The 15,262-nt window shown below is 42.3% G+C and carries 13 protein-coding genes and 1 riboswitch; of the genes, 10 read left to right on the top strand and 3 right to left on the bottom strand.

What is annotated here, in order from left to right:
- The first annotated feature begins 489 nt into the window (after positions 1–489).
- From RYM16_RS08140 to RYM16_RS08150, 3 genes are all read left to right on the top strand, one after another.
- Positions 490–3,312 carry an FAD-binding and (Fe-S)-binding domain-containing protein gene (locus RYM16_RS08140; RefSeq protein ID WP_314983280.1) on the top strand — a complete coding sequence of 941 codons (2,823 nt, stop codon included), beginning with the start codon at positions 490–492 and terminating at the stop codon, positions 3,310–3,312.
- Between the two features lie 261 nt (positions 3,313–3,573).
- Positions 3,574–4,182 carry a TPR end-of-group domain-containing protein gene (locus tag RYM16_RS08145; protein ID WP_314983281.1) on the top strand — a complete coding sequence of 203 codons (609 nt, stop codon included), beginning with the start codon at positions 3,574–3,576 and terminating at the stop codon, positions 4,180–4,182.
- A gap of 70 nt (positions 4,183–4,252) precedes the next feature.
- Positions 4,253–4,666 (top strand): hypothetical protein, encoded by a 414-nt coding sequence (locus RYM16_RS08150; RefSeq protein ID WP_314983282.1) that lies wholly within the window; start codon positions 4,253–4,255, stop codon positions 4,664–4,666.
- Between the two features lie 10 nt (positions 4,667–4,676).
- On the opposite strand, the gene RYM16_RS08155 is transcribed toward RYM16_RS08150, so the two are convergent.
- From RYM16_RS08155 to rarD, 3 genes are all read right to left on the bottom strand, one after another.
- Entirely contained in the window at positions 4,677–5,054 is a 378-nt protein-coding gene (locus RYM16_RS08155; RefSeq protein WP_005384984.1) for a type II toxin-antitoxin system HicB family antitoxin, read from the bottom strand.
- Positions 5,055–5,063: 9 nt separating this feature from the next.
- Complete coding sequence (locus tag RYM16_RS08160) at positions 5,064–5,240, bottom strand: type II toxin-antitoxin system HicA family toxin (protein ID WP_059364354.1); 177 nt, start codon at positions 5,238–5,240, stop codon at positions 5,064–5,066.
- A 280-nt stretch (positions 5,241–5,520) separates the two neighbouring features.
- A complete protein-coding gene (rarD, locus tag RYM16_RS08165; RefSeq protein ID WP_314983283.1) occupies positions 5,521–6,405 on the bottom strand; it encodes an EamA family transporter RarD in 885 nt (294 codons plus the stop codon).
- Positions 6,406–6,598: 193 nt separating this feature from the next.
- Positions 6,599–6,775: riboswitch (cobalamin riboswitch) on the top strand.
- A 294-nt stretch (positions 6,776–7,069) separates the two neighbouring features.
- Between rarD and RYM16_RS08170 the strand changes: the two genes are divergently transcribed.
- The 7 genes from RYM16_RS08170 (at position 7,070) to RYM16_RS08200 (ending at position 15,143) form a co-directional block, all read left to right on the top strand.
- Positions 7,070–9,232 (top strand): methylmalonyl-CoA mutase family protein, encoded by a 2,163-nt coding sequence (locus RYM16_RS08170; protein ID WP_314983284.1) that lies wholly within the window; start codon positions 7,070–7,072, stop codon positions 9,230–9,232.
- 4 nt (positions 9,233–9,236) lie between these two features.
- Positions 9,237–11,426 carry a methylmalonyl-CoA mutase gene (scpA, locus tag RYM16_RS08175; protein ID WP_314983285.1) on the top strand — a complete coding sequence of 730 codons (2,190 nt, stop codon included), beginning with the start codon at positions 9,237–9,239 and terminating at the stop codon, positions 11,424–11,426.
- Positions 11,419–12,561, top strand: a complete 1,143-nt coding sequence (gene meaB, locus RYM16_RS08180; protein ID WP_314983286.1) for a methylmalonyl Co-A mutase-associated GTPase MeaB — start codon at positions 11,419–11,421, stop codon at positions 12,559–12,561. The genes scpA and meaB overlap by 8 nt, the downstream gene beginning before the upstream one ends.
- 201 nt (positions 12,562–12,762) lie before the next feature.
- Positions 12,763–13,020: a hypothetical protein gene (locus RYM16_RS08185; protein ID WP_009352280.1), complete on the top strand. Its 258-nt coding sequence runs from the start codon at positions 12,763–12,765 to the stop codon at positions 13,018–13,020.
- Between the two features lie 266 nt (positions 13,021–13,286).
- On the top strand, positions 13,287–13,892 hold the full coding sequence (locus RYM16_RS08190) for a MotA/TolQ/ExbB proton channel family protein (RefSeq protein WP_314983287.1): 606 nt from the start codon (positions 13,287–13,289) through the stop codon (positions 13,890–13,892).
- A complete protein-coding gene (locus RYM16_RS08195; RefSeq protein WP_314727472.1) occupies positions 13,889–14,293 on the top strand; it encodes a biopolymer transporter ExbD in 405 nt (134 codons plus the stop codon). Before RYM16_RS08190 ends, RYM16_RS08195 begins: the two co-directional genes overlap by 4 nt.
- Before the next feature lie 4 nt (positions 14,294–14,297).
- Positions 14,298–15,143, top strand: coding sequence for a hypothetical protein (locus RYM16_RS08200; protein WP_314983288.1), 846 nt, complete (start codon positions 14,298–14,300; stop codon positions 15,141–15,143).
- The last annotated feature ends 119 nt before the right edge of the window (positions 15,144–15,262 follow it).

Genomic DNA, 15,262 nt, shown 5'->3' on the forward strand with positions numbered 1-15,262 from the left:
CCATGTGTTTAGGCTAGTAAATAATATGTGTCCAGGAAAATGGGTACATATCATAGGAGTTCTATCGCTAGAGGGCTTTTTAGATTTCTAGAGTTTTATGAAAGGGTATAACCAAAAGTCATAGAACTTTCTAAATGAGAATGAAAAAATTAAAATTAGTAAATCATAGTAGTTTTATGCATGAGTTTTGCAATCTATTTCCTATAGAATTATATGCACTACAAATCATAGTTTATCGAGGTTTTCGTATATATCTATAAAATATATCGATTAATCCTTAATAAATAAGGATTCTTGATTGGATATGTGAAGAAATGAGTATATGATAATGCTATTGAGATGCACTTTCAACTAAAGAAATAAAAAAGCAGTGTATATCGAGAATTATTAGAAGAGATATAATTTACGCATAATTATAGTAGTGAGAATGAGAACGGCGTATACTAAAAGTAACACATGTTCCTTATGAGAGGATAGGAGGAAATACAAGTGAGTACGCTTATTAGAGATTATGAACGTTTTGCCAAGGAGGCAAAAGAGATTTGTAAAGGTCGCGTGTATACCGATCATTTACGTCGTTATGCGTATGGCGTTGATGCGTCCTGCTATAGCTATTTACCAAAGGTTGTTGTAAAAGCTGAGGACGAACGTGAAGTAAGACGCCTCATTCGTTTATGCCAACAATGCGGCACACCATTTACATTCCGTGCAGCTGGTTCTTCTTTGTCTGGTCAGTGCTCCAGTGAAGACGTGCTCATCGTATGTAATGATGGCTTCAAAAAAATGGAAGTTATCGACGATGGCAAAGCCTTAAAATGTGAATGCGGTGTTATCGGTTCCGATGCGAACGATTTATTGAAACCGTACAATCGTAAAATTGGCCCAGATCCTGCAACGCTTGCCACAGCATTGGTAGGCGGTATTTTAAACAATAACTCCTCTGGTATGTGCTGTGGTACGGCGCAGAACTCTTATAAAACAATTCGCTCTATTCGCGTTGTTTTATTAGACGGCTCTATTCTTGATACGTCCGACCAAAAGAGCATCGATCAATTCCTCAAAGAAAAACCTCAAATGGTTGAAGATCTATTGCAATTGCGCAATGAAATCTTGGCTGACGAAGAATTGACTCATTTGATTCATCATAAATACAAAATTAAAAATACTACAGGCTACGGCTTGAATTCCCTCGTTGATTTTGAAGATATCATCGACATCATCAACCACTTGTTCATCGGTTCTGAAGGTACATTGGGCTTCGTATCTGAAGTAGTGTACAACACTGTTGAAGACGTGCCTCACAAAGGCTGCGGTCTCATGTTCTTCAAAACATTGAACGATGCATCCCTTGCGGTTGTAGCGTTGGCTAATATGGGACGTGAAAAGGTTATTGCTGCAGAAATGATGGACTATCAGTCCTTGCGCGCCGTTCAAGCCTTAGATAACGTGCCTGACTTTGTTCGTGAAGTGCCTGAAGGTACAAGTGCCATCTTGTTCCAAACTGAAAGTTACTCCAAAGAAACTGTAGATGAAAACTTAGCTTTCATTAAAGACCAATTGAAAGATATTCCGACAGCTATTCCAAGTCTTTACTCTCAAGACCCTAAGGAATACGATTCTTGGTGGGCTATCCGTAAAGGTATCTTGCCAATCGTTGGCGGGCAACGCAGAAAAGGCACTACTGTAATTACAGAGGATGTATGCTTCCAAATTGAAGACTTCACTAAGGGCATCGAAATGATTACGGAATTGTTCCATAAATACGATTTCGTAGACGGTGGTGTAATCTTCGGTCATGCCTTGTCTGGTAACGTTCACTTCAATATTACCCCTGACTTCAGCGATCCTAAAGATACTAAGAACTTTGGTGATTTGGTAAAAGAAATGTCCGAACGCGTATCTGGTTTCGGTGGTTCTTTGAAAGCCGAACATGGTACAGGCCGCATGGTAGCGCCATTCGTTGAAATGGAATGGGGCAAAAAAGCGTACGAAATCAACCGTCGCATTAAAGCCATCTTTGACCCTGAACGTATCTTGAACCCAGATGTTATCATCACAGATGATCCAGATGTATATAAGAAAAATCTTAAAGCACAATGCGCTATCGATGATGCTTTCACAATCTGTATGGAATGTGGTTTCTGCGAAAAACATTGTCCAAGCCGTAATTTAACATTGACTCCGCGTCAACGTATTGCGTTGTTGCGCGAAACGAAACGCCTTGAAAACGAAGGTAATTTCACATTGGCATCCGAGCTCAGAAAGGGCTACGAATACTACGGTGTGGAAACTTGTGCAGCTTGCTCCATGTGTAAAGGTCTTTGCCCACTCAGCATCGATACTGCTCAAATCGCATTGTCCATGCGGCGCATCGATCCACCTGCACCAGAATTGGCTAAGAAGATTTACGACAACTTCTCCACAACGCTTCAAATGGCTCGTGCCGGCGTAAGCCTCGAAGGCATTGCAGGGTCCATCATTACGCAAAAAGCAATTTCCAAGATTACCGACGGCTTACATGGCGTAACAGGTATTACACCGTACTTACCTAAAACAACGCCTAAGGCTAACCATTATAGATTGAGAAATCGCATTAAACCAACTAATTTTGAAAAGGTTGTATACTTCAGTACGTGTGCGAACCGCGCCTTCAAACCGAACCAAGGGTATGACGATGATCGCAGTCTACAACAAGTAGTGGAAAGCCTTTGCAACAAGGCTCATATCGATATTATTTATCCTCAACATATCGAAAACCTATGCTGTGGCTTGAGCTTTGAAAACTACGATGACGTTCATGAGCGTGCTGTTAAGGACTTGCACGATGCATTGATGAAAGCCTCTCAAAATGGTAAATATCCAATCGTGATTGACCATAGCGCATGCTTCAACCATGCGTTCAAACATATGCCAGGCTTAGAAATCAACGATATTTCTGAATTCTTGTGCAAATACGTAGTGCCTCATCTAGACATTGAAAAATGCGATGAACGCGTAATCGTACACAAACAATGTAAGATTAAATCTTTGAACAAATCCCAATACATTGAAGACTTGGCTCGTCTATGTACAGACCATGTATTCAACATTAAATCCTTCGCATGCGACGGCTTTGCTGGTCAAAAAGGTTTCTTTACACCAGAACTCAACAAAGCGGCTACAAAAGATCTAGCTAGCGAAATCGCTGAATATGGTGCAACATTAGGTGTAAGCTCCAGCTCTACCTGTGAAATTGGCCTTGGTGAAAGCGGTGGCATCCCATTCGTTGGTGTTGCATTCCTATTAGACCGTTGCTCTAAAGCAAAAAAATAATATGTAAGCCTTATAATAGGCAGCGTTTACTATTACTATGCTATACTGCGTATAGGTAGAGTGTATGAAATTATCTACAATATAACGAAAAAGGACGAGTTGCGGCTCGTCCTTTTTTGTATATAGTTTTGGTATAATTGTAATGGTAATTAATAAATTAAGTAATAGTATTACTTATTGTAATCATAGTAAATAATGAAGATATACAACATAATGTGTTTGTATTATATAGATAATATAGAGGTAATATAGAGGTAATATATGAAATATATTCTGTTATGTATTTGCTTGCTTAGCCTATTAGGTTGCGGCACAGATACTAAGACTCAACAAGACACTAAACCTACAACAACAGCTAACGAACAAGCCAAAACAGCACAAGATCAAGATGCCCATGTTATGGCAGCCAAGCAGGCTTTATCCTCTGGCGATTATGCAAAAACCATTGATGAGGCAACAGCTTCTATTAAGGATAATCCTAATAATGCTGAGGCTTATTCTGTGCGTGGTTTTGCTACGGCGTTGAATGGTGACACAACTAAAGGTTTAGCAGATACTAAAAAGGCTTATGATTTAGATCCTAATAATGTAGCGAATTACTACAACATGGCTATGGTGTATAAACTACAAGGCCAGTTAAATGAGTCTAAACAATGGTTTGAAAAGGTATTAGAAAAGGACCCTAGTAACACTTGGTCTGTCTATGGTATTGCTACCATTTATGCAGACCAAGGGGATGATACTAAGGCCCTTGATTGGCTTGAAAAAGCAATTACAATTGATCCATCTGTGAAAGCCGTAGCCGCTGAACAAGACCATTTTGAACGCTTTCACAATAATGCGCGATTTAAAACATTAGTAGGACTATAGTTTCTGCGTAATCATGATATAACAAATACTATAATTACGTTTCAATGGTTGATAGTAATAGGATTGCATAATGGATAGTAAACAAATCATTCGCCATATTATAAAGTTAGTTGGTTTCTTCTATTGGTTCATTTTTTTGTATCTAGGCGGTCAAATGCTAGGCAGCTGGTCAGACTTTATGACTCGGTACAATATTGAAACACCTATTTTTCTTACTTTTATCGTTGTGATAGGGTGTATTGTTACGCCCTATTTAGTATTTTATTGGAAAAAACTGAATCCTAATACTAAACCTCCATATTTGGTGCGCTGTCTCAGTGCCTATATGGACCGTCTAGAGGACCAACATAGTATATGGTTTGATGTACTCTATGTACTCAAGCTATTGCTCTATTTTGTAACTATTATGTGGATGATCTGTGTAGGCCTACTAACGCTTGCAATCATTGCGTGGACAATAGTTCTAATTTTGCTGAGTCATTGATAGTGTACATTTACATTGTTTTTTCGACTAATGCCTCTTGTAAAAGCTGAGAAAAATTAATTCCTTTAGCTAGTGCTCGATCATTTAGCCACGCAGGAATTGTTAAGGTTTTCTTTACGGATTTACTATTTTTAGCTAAATCAATATCTGTTTGTACTAATGTAGGATAGGTTGTATCCGTACAAGGTAAGTTTCGAATAGATGTAGGGGTAGGTAAACTTTCTCCATCTTCTAAGGCTCCTAAGATATACAGTTCCATTGCCTCTTGTGCATTAGTTACAAGCTCTGTTAGTGTTGAGCCAGTACTGCTAGTATATTCTAAGTCTGGAAACTCAGCCCAGAAACCATCAGCATCATCATGGATTATGGCAGGGTATATAAATTTCATATTTCCTCCTTATTTTAGTCCTGTTCTCTTCAAAATGGCATTTAATAAACCTATCGGTACATCCTTGCCATGTACGGCAATTACTTCGACTTGATCATCTTTTTTCAAACGATGATGACTTCCTCGTTGGCGTACATCCTTCCAACCATTCTTTAACAGTAGTTTAAGTAAATCTTTGTCCTTCATAGGCTCTCCTTTTATGATAACACGTATATACGTATAAAACAATTGATAGGAGTATTACTTATCTCATCTGTAGTCTAGCATCGTTTTTGGCTGCATAGTGGTGACCATTGGTCACCTAGGTTCCTATTAGTCACTTGACAATATAGTTTTAGAAATGAACAGTTTGAATATGAATAAATTGAATAAATAGGGCTAAGAGGTAAATTAAATAAGCGTAATATTAGTATGTAAAAAGCTGTATCAAATATTGAGTGCATTTGATACAGCTTTTTATAGTTACCTATTTAGTTCTTGTGAGTTGATTGGACATGGTGTAGATAGCTAGTGCTATCCAGATGCAGCCGAAGGCAATCATTTGTGGTGTATCGAAGCTTTCACCAAAGTAGAAGATAGCTAGCAATAACGCAATGGTTGGAGCTACATATTGTAGGAAGCCTAGCAGGTTGAGCGGCAATAGTTGTGCGCCGTAGGAGAATAGCACCAATGGTACAGATGTAGTGAGGCCGCAGGCGATGAGCAGCAAGGTAGTATACCAATCCGTGCCGAAATAGGACCATACTGTGTTATCCACCATAGTTGTATAGAGTAAGGCGAGGGGCGTTAAGAGCCATGCTTCGAAGGCAATGCTCGTAAAAGGCGAGATGAGTAGTTTCTTTTTTACAACCCCATAGAGGCCAAAGGAGACTGCGAGGATCAACGATACTATTGGTAAGGAGCCCAATTGATAGGTGAGCAAGGCAATGCCTATGGTGGCGATGAGAACGCTCAGCTTTTTCGGGGTGCTGAGAAATTCTTTGAATAGGATAACACCTAATACTACGTTGAGGAGTGGGTTTATATAATAGCCCAAACTCGTATTCATAACTTGATTATTGGCGATGGCCCAAATATAGGTGAACCAGTTAATGCTGATGATAACAGAGGCGACCAACAGCAATACGAGTTGTGATCGTTGTTCTTTTAGTAATTGAAAGTCTTTTTTGAATTGCTTAAAATGCATGCCAAATAAAACAATAGCCATGCAGATGCCGGACCAGATAATGCGTTGTGCCAGTATATTATACGGTGAAATATGGTTTAATAATGCCCAATACAGAGGGAGTAAACCCCAGATGATATAGCAACTAAGGGCTGTTACTAGGCCTTTTTTGTTTGTCTGCTCCATAATACATCCTCCATCCTTCATAATGCCGCCTCTTGATAGTTCTTATTATATCATTGCTCATTGCGTATGGGATGTGAATATGAGTTTTAGTTATTGCACATGACTTTCGGTTATAACCTAAAATTTGTTACTTATGATTAACTGTTATGTTCATTGACTTTGTGCATAATCTTACACTATATTGGACTTAGAACAACGAATATAGAGAATAGGTGTCGCAAGACTTAATAGAGAAATCGGTACAAGCCGATGCGGTCCCGCCACTGTAAGGACGAGCCTGCTTTCATAGATGTCACTGGAGAAATCTGGGAAGGCGAAAGCGAGGTGATGAGCCCGAGCCAGGAGAACTGCCTATTTTATAATCACCGTTATGTACCTACGAGCGATAGGAAGGGGATTGGGGTATGCTGGTTTCAGTGTTTTTTTGGCGTACCTTTCAATAAGAAACCTTACGTGTCACTTTTGGGTGGCACGTTTTTTGTTGCCCTTGAAAGTGGCTGTTTAGCGTATGAATCAGGCTTTATAATTATTGAATTAAGGGACACAGACTTGAGGTTGATGTGATCCGAAGACAGGAAAGCTCGTGTGATTCATAGATATAACACTTCGCAGGTACGGTGCGCTGTTTCTCGGTATGGTTTCGAGTTGAAAAGGAGGCACATATATGTCTGACAAAAAGACTTCAAAGGATGCTGAACGCGATCTATTGGCACCTGTATCCTTTGACGAATTTGAGAAACCTACGTATGAACAATGGCAGGCTGAAGTTGAAAAGGCGTTAAAAGGTGGCGACTTCCACAAGAAGATGTTCACGAAAACCTATGAAGGTATTACGTTACAGCCAATTTACACACCTGCACTGCATGGAGAAAAAATTCCAAAAGGTGTATACCCTGGGGCAGGCGAGTTCCTACGTGGCACGAAGGCAAGTGGTTATATTAAAGACTCTTGGGGTGTATCCCAATATGTAGATGACTCTTTGCCTAAAGATGCTAATCATGCAAGTTTATACGAGAGTGTAAAAGGCGGCACCATCCACAATATCCGCCTTGATGAGGCGACACGCCATGATCAAGATGTGCAAGTTGGGGCATCCGTTGGCGTTGGCGGTACATCCTTGTCCACCATGGATGACTGCAAACAATTGATCGAGCGTTTCAATCTTAAAGAAAATCCTTTATACATTGAAACAGGCGCTTCTGCAGCCATCTTGCTCGGTATGTTAGCAGCCACTGTAAAAGGCGCTAAAAAACAAACAGCTGACTTAAAAGGTCTCGTTGGTGCAGACCCTGTTGGCGTTTGGGCTAAAGATGGTGCATTGCATATTTCCTTAGACACAGCCTTTGATGAAATGGCACATACTGTTGTATGGGCTAAAGAACAAGCTCCAGAGCTTAAAACAGTACTCGTATCTGGTGACGTATACGCTAATGGCGGCGCTAACGATGTGCAAGAGGTTGCCTATGCATTGGCAACAGCCGTTTGCTATGTGCGTCAACTAGCACAACGAAACATTGATATTCACACCATTGCGAAGAGCATGATGTTCACATTCTCCTTAGGTGCTAATTTCTTTATGGAAATCGCTAAATTACGTGCGTTGCGCGTACTTTGGGCGCGCATTATGGAAGCATTCGGTGCTGAAGAAGCGGACCGCGCCGTTCATGTACATGGCAGAACATCTGCTTTCACAAAAACTGTATACGACCCATATGTAAACTTGTTGCGTAATACAACACAAGCATTCTCTGGCGTTGTAGGTGGTTTGAACAGCCTTGAAGTATCTCCATTTGACCAACCAATTCGCAAAGCGGACGATTTCTCTCGCCGTATTGCCCGTAATATCCAAGTTATGTTGCAAACTGAATTCGAGTTGCGTCAACCGGTGGACCCTGTAGGCGGTTCTTGGTATGTGGAAACATTGGCTGCTGAATTATGCGAAAAAATCTGGGCTGAGTTCCAAACTATCGAATCTAAAGGCGGCATCGTGGCGGCCTTGAAAGAAGGCTATCCACAAGCTCAAGTTAAAGCGATTCTTGATGAACGTTTCAAAAACCTTGCATTCCGTAAGGATGTTGCAGTTGGTAACAACATGTATGCGAACATGACGGAAGAATTGCTTGATCCAAAACCAGAAAATCAAGAAACATTGCGTCAAAAACGTGTGGCTCAAATTGAAGAATACTTGGCGAGTGCGGAGCCAGATGCTGTTGTGAAAGCACAGGCTACCCTAGAGGCAAGTACGACAGAACCGGGTGCTTTAATTGGTCTCATCGAACTCGGTGCATTGCAAAAATTGACAATGCGTCAAATCCGTAAGTCCTTAGACGCTGGCGATATTTCTTCCGAAACGATTGAACCAATCACGGCTCATCGCTGGACTGAACAATTTGAAGCACTTCGCATGCGCACTGAAAACTATAAACAACGTACGAAAGACAATGTGAAGGTATTCTTGGCTAATATGGGCCCAATCCCTCAACATAAACCTCGTGCAGACTTCTCCACAGGCTTCTTTGAAGTAGGTGCTTTTGAAGTTATTAAAAATGACGGCCATGAAACAACGGCTGATGCTGCGAAAGCTGCTCGTGAAAGTGGTGCCGACGTTGTTGTTATCTGTTCCACAGATGATACATATCCAGAATTAGTACCACCTCTAGCAAAAGAATTGAAAGAAACTATGCCTAATGTAACAGTTATCTTGGCAGGGGCACCTCCTAAGGACCTTGAGCCTGTATATCGTGAAGCTGGCGTAGACGACTTCATTTCCGTTCGTGCAAATTGTTACGAAATCTTGAATACATTACAAGATAAGAAAGGGATGTGAGCTCATGTTTAAAAATCCAGACTTCTCCTCTCTTGGCTTGGGAACGCAGTCACCAACATCTCGCGATGCATGGCTTGCTGAACTTCAAAAAGAAACAGGAAAAAGCTTTGAAGATTTATACAATACAACAATGGAGCAAATCCAACTAAAACCTCTCTACACAGAGATGGATTATGAAGGGATGACACACCTTGACTACATGGCTGGTGTACCTCCATTCTTGCGTGGACCTTATTCCACAATGTACGTTACTCGTCCTTGGACAGTACGTCAGTACGCGGGTTTCTCCACTGCGGAAGAATCCAATGCGTTTTACCGTCGTAACTTGGCAGCGGGCCAAAAAGGTTTGTCTATCGCCTTTGACCTTGCCACACACCGTGGTTACGACTCCGACCATCCTCGCGTAGTAGGTGATGTTGGTAAAGCGGGCGTTGCAGTAGACTCCATCCTCGATATGGAAATTCTATTCTCCGGTATTCCTCTCGACCAAATGTCCGTATCCATGACAATGAACGGCGCCGTATTGCCTGTCATGGCGTTCTACATCCTAGCTGGTGAAGAACAAGGCGTTGATAAAAAGGTTATGGCTGGTACGATCCAAAATGATATCTTGAAAGAGTTCATGGTACGTAATACCTATATTTACCCTCCAGCTACGTCCATGCGTATCATCGGTGATATCTTTGCCTATACATCTCAGTACATGCCTAAGTTCAACAGTATCTCCATTTCTGGCTACCATATGCAAGAAGCGGGCGCTACGGCAGATATCGAATTAGGTTACACCTTGGCCGATGGCCTTGAATACATCCGTACCGGTGTAAATGCAGGCCTTCACGTAGATAAATTCGCTCCACGTTTGTCCTTCTTCTGGGCAATCGGTAAAAACTACTTCATGGAAGTGGCGAAAATGCGTGCAGCTCGTATGTTGTGGGCTAAGATTATCAACAGCTTCGGCTCTGAAAATCCAAAATCCATGGCTCTTCGTACACATAGCCAAACCTCTGGTTGGTCCTTAACAGAACAAGATCCGTTCAACAACGTGGCTCGTACATGTATGGAAGCGATGGGCGCCGCATTGGGCCATACCCAATCTCTACATACCAATGCGCTTGACGAAGCGATTGCGTTGCCTACGGACTTCTCCGCACGTATTGCCCGTAATACTCAGCTTTACATCCAAGATGAAACTAAGGTATGTAAAGTTATCGACCCATGGGGCGGTTCCTACTATGTAGAAGCATTGACTGATGAATTGATTCGTCGCGCTTGGGGTCATATCCAAGAAATCGAATCCCTCGGTGGTATGGCGAAAGCGATTGATACTGGTCTTCCTAAGATGCGTATCGAAGAAGCGGCAGCTCGTCGCCAAGCTCGTATCGACTCTGGCCGTGAAGCGATCATCGGTATCAATAAATATCGTCTAGATAAAGAAGATCCATTGGATATCCTCGACGTAGATAATACGGCTGTACGAGAAGCGCAAATCCGTCGTCTCGAACAATTGCGTGCTAACCGTGACGAAGAAAAGGTTCAATCCTGTCTCGAAGCGATTACCAATGCTACAGAATCCGGGGAAGGCAACTTGCTTGCTCTTGCCCTTGAAGCTGCTCGTGCTCGTGCATCCTTGGGTGAAATTTCCTTTGCTGTTGAAAAAGTTTGCGGCCGTCATAAAGCGGTTATCCGCTCTATTTCTGGCGTATACTCCAGCGAATATGAAGATGACGATGTTATCAAAGAAGTACGTCAAATGGCAGATGACTTTGAAGAACTCGAAGGTCGTCGCCCTCGTATCATGATTGCCAAGATGGGCCAAGACGGTCATGACCGCGGTGCCAAAGTTATCGCTACATCCTTCGCGGATATGGGCTTTGACGTAGATATCGGACCGTTGTTCCAAACTCCAGAAGAAACAGCGCAAGATGCGGTGGATAATGACGTTCATATCGTCGGGTTCAGTTCTCTTGCAGCAGGTCACAAAACATTGTTACCTCAACTTGTGGAAGAACTCAACAAACGAGGTCGTGGAGATATTTTGGTTGCCATCGGTGGCGTAATCCCTGCTCAGGACTATGAATTCCTACGCGAACATGGCGCAGTGGCTATCTTTGGCCCTGGTACAGTCTTGCCTGTAGCGGCTAAGAAATTGCTAGAAACATTGACTAGTCACGTTCAAGACGAGTCTAATGACTGATACTTACCGTCCCGATTGGGTGCCAGAAGATGCGAAGAAAGATGATACCTATGCGTGTCACGTGATGAAAGGCGTCAAAGAAATGCACGACGGCCTCTTATCTAGCTCCGCTCATCTGGCTCCGTCGGTACGTCCCGTACAGCGGCGAAAGAAGTTAACTGTCGCTGATTATGTACGCGGTATCGAGCAGGGGGACCGCGTTATACTTTCACGGGCTATCACATTAGTAGAAAGTAATAATAAGGACCATTTCAAACTAGCTCAACAAGTATTGCAAGCCGTATTGCCTCGTACGGGCAAGGCGTTGCGCATCGGTATTACTGGCGTGCCTGGGGCCGGTAAAAGTACATTTATTGAAGCCTTTGGTAACATGCTCATTGAAGCAGGTTACAAGGTGGCCGTACTTGCTGTAGACCCTACGAGCCAAGTCACAAAGGGCAGTATCTTGGGCGATAAAACGCGGATGGAAACGTTGACGAAACATCCTGACGCCTATATCCGTCCATCGCCAGCAGGTGGTACACTGGGCGGTGTAGCTCGTAAAAGTAGAGAAACCATGCTACTTTGCGAGGCTGCTGGGTATGATATCATTCTCGTTGAAACCGTTGGGGTTGGGCAAAGCGAAGTTACCGTGCGTTCCATGGTAGACTTCTTTATGCTCATCGTATTAACTGGTGCAGGCGATGAATTACAAGGCATCAAAAAAGGCGTTATGGAGCTGGCTGATGCTATTGTGGTCAACAAGGCTGATGGGGATAACCTCAAGCGCGCTCTCATCGCTCGTAGCGATTACGATCGGATGTTGCATTACATTCGTCCAGCTACGGAAAAATGGAAGACTCAAGCCTATACTTGCTCAGCCGTTACAAAGGATGGTCTCGACGAATTGTGGGATGTCATCCAAGAATTTGCCAATCAAGGTAAAGAAAATGGGGTCTTCTTAAAACGCCGTCAAGAACAATCCCTTCGTTGGGTACGCGATATGATTGACGAACACTTGCACAATCTATTCTTTAATAATATAGTCATTCAAGGTCGCATGGGCGAAGTGGAAGCTGCTGTCTTAGACGGTGAAATGAGCGAATCTCAAGCCGTAGAAGAATTAATTACTGTTTTCGACAAGTCCTTAAGATAACATAAAAGGCATAGTATCAAATGTACTATAGGCCAAGTGCCATAGTACATCGATACTATGCCTTTTTCTGTATAATAATAAATAATTAGTCTCAATTAGCTAATAAAAGCTAGAAGTTCTATAAGTTCATCTTTTTAAATTGCTAAAGTCGGTGTATAATTAAAGTATATTCACCGTTAATGTTATGAGGGGGACATTCAAATGAACAAAAAACTGTTATTACCAATCGGTGTAGTCGTTCTGATTATTGGTATTGCCATTTTATTGCTTAATCCAGATCCAGCGGCGGCTAATTTGGAAATTGCAAGAAATGCGACGAATGCGCAAGCAGCGGCTAAGGCTATCTCTGCGAATAACCAATCTTACACCTTGTGGTATTCTATCGGTATGTTCTGTAGCGGTTTAGGATTGGCTTTAGGCGTAGGTGGCTTTATCGTAAACATCATTAAAAAAGACTAATCAAGTTTATACGCTAACGATTTAAAAGGCTGTACTAGAATGGAGATCATTTTAGTGCAGCCTTTTTGCATATATTTTATTATGCTCTATTTCTTTGTGAAAGTTCTAATCCTCAATTTATATGGCTATTACCGTGCAAATTTATATGGTTATGACGTGGTAAACTTATGTGGCTTTTACGTCGCATATCTTGTTTTTTGATAGGGTAAAACGTGATATAATTAACCAGATAGATCCTAAAGGGTAGAAGGCTTTTGGAGGTTAGTATGAGTAGTATAGCGCATTTATTTGTAGCTGGTGGATTTGTTATGTATCCACTAGTGATTTTTTTGCTTTTCGCTTTGATGATCGGTATTGAGCGTATCGTGTTATATCGCAAATTCACTAAAGATTTGTGTCGCTTTAATAAGGTGTTAGAGAAGAACCAATCTTGGGTTATGTTACCAAGTGTTCTGGAACGCGACACAGAGGAGCTTGGCTCCTTATTTGCCCGCGCTATTCGCAGTGCAAAGAACTATAATGGTCTAGAAAACCGTTTACAAGACGTAGTATCTTATGCGGATGAACGTTTAAAACGCGGTCTTAGCTGGCTCAGTATGATTGTAACGATGGCACCGTTGTTGGGGTTGTTGGGAACAGTACTAGGCATGATTCGCGCCTTCGCAGTAGTAGGCGGTGATATTGGAGCGCCTACCATCATTACAGGCGGTGTGTCGGAAGCCTTGGTGGCAACGGCTACAGGCTTGACTGTAGCGATCATCGCTCTTGGCTTTCACAGTTACTGTGCAGCAAAGGTCAACGATTCTATTACTACATTAGAGCATGAGTGCGGCAACATCCTCGATGCGTACAACGAGGAGCATGATATATGAGACGACGCACATTAGGAGTTAAAAAAGAACCGACTATCATGATTATCCCCATGATCGATATCGTATTCTTTTTATTGGTATTTTTCATGGTGGGCACGCTGTACATGAATACAGAGCAGCAAATTCCGCTTAATTTGCCATCTGCATCGACGTCTACAGCAAAATCTATTGAGCCTATTACGATTACGCTCACCACGACGCACACGCTATATATCGACAATCAGGAAATCTCTTCCGACCGCTTGGCCGAAGAGGTACAAGCCATCGTGAAACAAGCACCGCGTCAAGCCTTTGTCATTCGCGCATCTAAGGATGTTTACTATAGTGAGGTTATCGCCCTCTTAGACATGCTCAAGGTGAATGGCGCTAAATATATTAGCGTCGCTACGGAACGGAAGTGATTCTATGTTTGAATCGCATTATTTAAAACCCTTCGTTGTGTCCTTGGGAATCACGATTATCCTCATATCTGGCATGGGCCTTTCGTTGCGTGGCATGGCCGGTACTGGTGCGGCTCATGATGCGGCGGAAATTAGCTTTAATTTGCCTGATGATGGTGAAAGTGATACAGGGGTAGCTGCTGTTGAGGAATTACCAAAACCTGTAGAAAAGCCTACGGAAAAAACATTGGATGTAACACCAGCAGGGGCAGCTCCTAAGGTGAATCCATCGCTAGATGAGCGCAAGCAAGAGGATGAACGTACTAAAGAGTTAAGTGAAAGTACAGCACCATCTAGTGTGCGCCGAGAATGGGCTGTTCCAAAGGCTATTGAGTCAGAATCGAGTAGCAGTGAACAAGCGGTAGTTACGCATGGGCCTAATTCTAAGGATGACAAATCCTCAAAGAGTAGTAAAGCGCCTATCGGTAAAGATATAACGTCAGATCCGAATGCAACTGGAAATGGATTACCTGAGTCTAGTGACTTATCCTTCTTATCTGATTTGGCATTGAGTCTGTTGACACCGGGGCAGCAAGCACTTTTACAAAAGCCAGATATCAATCCTCATGACTATTTGCGGACTGTCCAAGAACAGGGGCGGGCATCTGTCGTAACTGGCAAGGTCGTAGTACGGGTTAACTTTGATGTTAATGGTAACGTTATCGTTGGGGAACATACACCATTGATTGTGGACGATGTACCGGAAGCCGTACGAGATGAGGCGCTGCGCATTATCAAAAGCAGTGGCTCCATCGTTAACCGACGGGGTGAACCTGTTTACCTAGCAGTTCCCGTTATTCTAGGACAATAAAGAGGCATATCTCATACCAATGTATGTAAGATATGCCTCTTTTGTTATGTTTGTATGTAATGACTGGCTTATAGGACAAAAAGTGTGTGTAAAAACCCTTATAACACTAGATATTTACT

It is taken from the genome of uncultured Veillonella sp. (assembly GCF_963524655.1).
Classification (GTDB): domain Bacteria; phylum Bacillota; class Negativicutes; order Veillonellales; family Veillonellaceae; genus Veillonella.

Bases quoted from the DNA above. Each gene is read 5' to 3' on its own strand.
- RYM16_RS08190 (WP_314983287.1), top strand. From the start codon at position 13,287: ATGAGTAGTATAGCGCATTTATTTGTAGCTGGTGGATTTGTTATGTAT.
- RYM16_RS08150 (WP_314983282.1), top strand. From the start codon at position 4,253: ATGGATAGTAAACAAATCATTCGCCATATTATAAAGTTAGTTGGTTTC.
- RYM16_RS08160 (WP_059364354.1), bottom strand. From the start codon at position 5,240: ATGAAGGACAAAGATTTACTTAAACTACTGTTAAAGAATGGTTGGAAG.
- RYM16_RS08170 (WP_314983284.1), top strand. From the start codon at position 7,070: ATGTCTGACAAAAAGACTTCAAAGGATGCTGAACGCGATCTATTGGCA.
- RYM16_RS08155 (WP_005384984.1), bottom strand. From the start codon at position 5,054: ATGAAATTTATATACCCTGCCATAATCCATGATGATGCTGATGGTTTC.
- RYM16_RS08200 (WP_314983288.1), top strand. From the start codon at position 14,298: ATGTTTGAATCGCATTATTTAAAACCCTTCGTTGTGTCCTTGGGAATC.
- scpA (WP_314983285.1), top strand. From the start codon at position 9,237: ATGTTTAAAAATCCAGACTTCTCCTCTCTTGGCTTGGGAACGCAGTCA.
- rarD (WP_314983283.1), bottom strand. From the start codon at position 6,405: ATGGAGCAGACAAACAAAAAAGGCCTAGTAACAGCCCTTAGTTGCTAT.
- RYM16_RS08145 (WP_314983281.1), top strand. From the start codon at position 3,574: ATGAAATATATTCTGTTATGTATTTGCTTGCTTAGCCTATTAGGTTGC.
- RYM16_RS08185 (WP_009352280.1), top strand. From the start codon at position 12,763: ATGAACAAAAAACTGTTATTACCAATCGGTGTAGTCGTTCTGATTATT.
- meaB (WP_314983286.1), top strand. From the start codon at position 11,419: ATGACTGATACTTACCGTCCCGATTGGGTGCCAGAAGATGCGAAGAAA.
- RYM16_RS08195 (WP_314727472.1), top strand. From the start codon at position 13,889: ATGAGACGACGCACATTAGGAGTTAAAAAAGAACCGACTATCATGATT.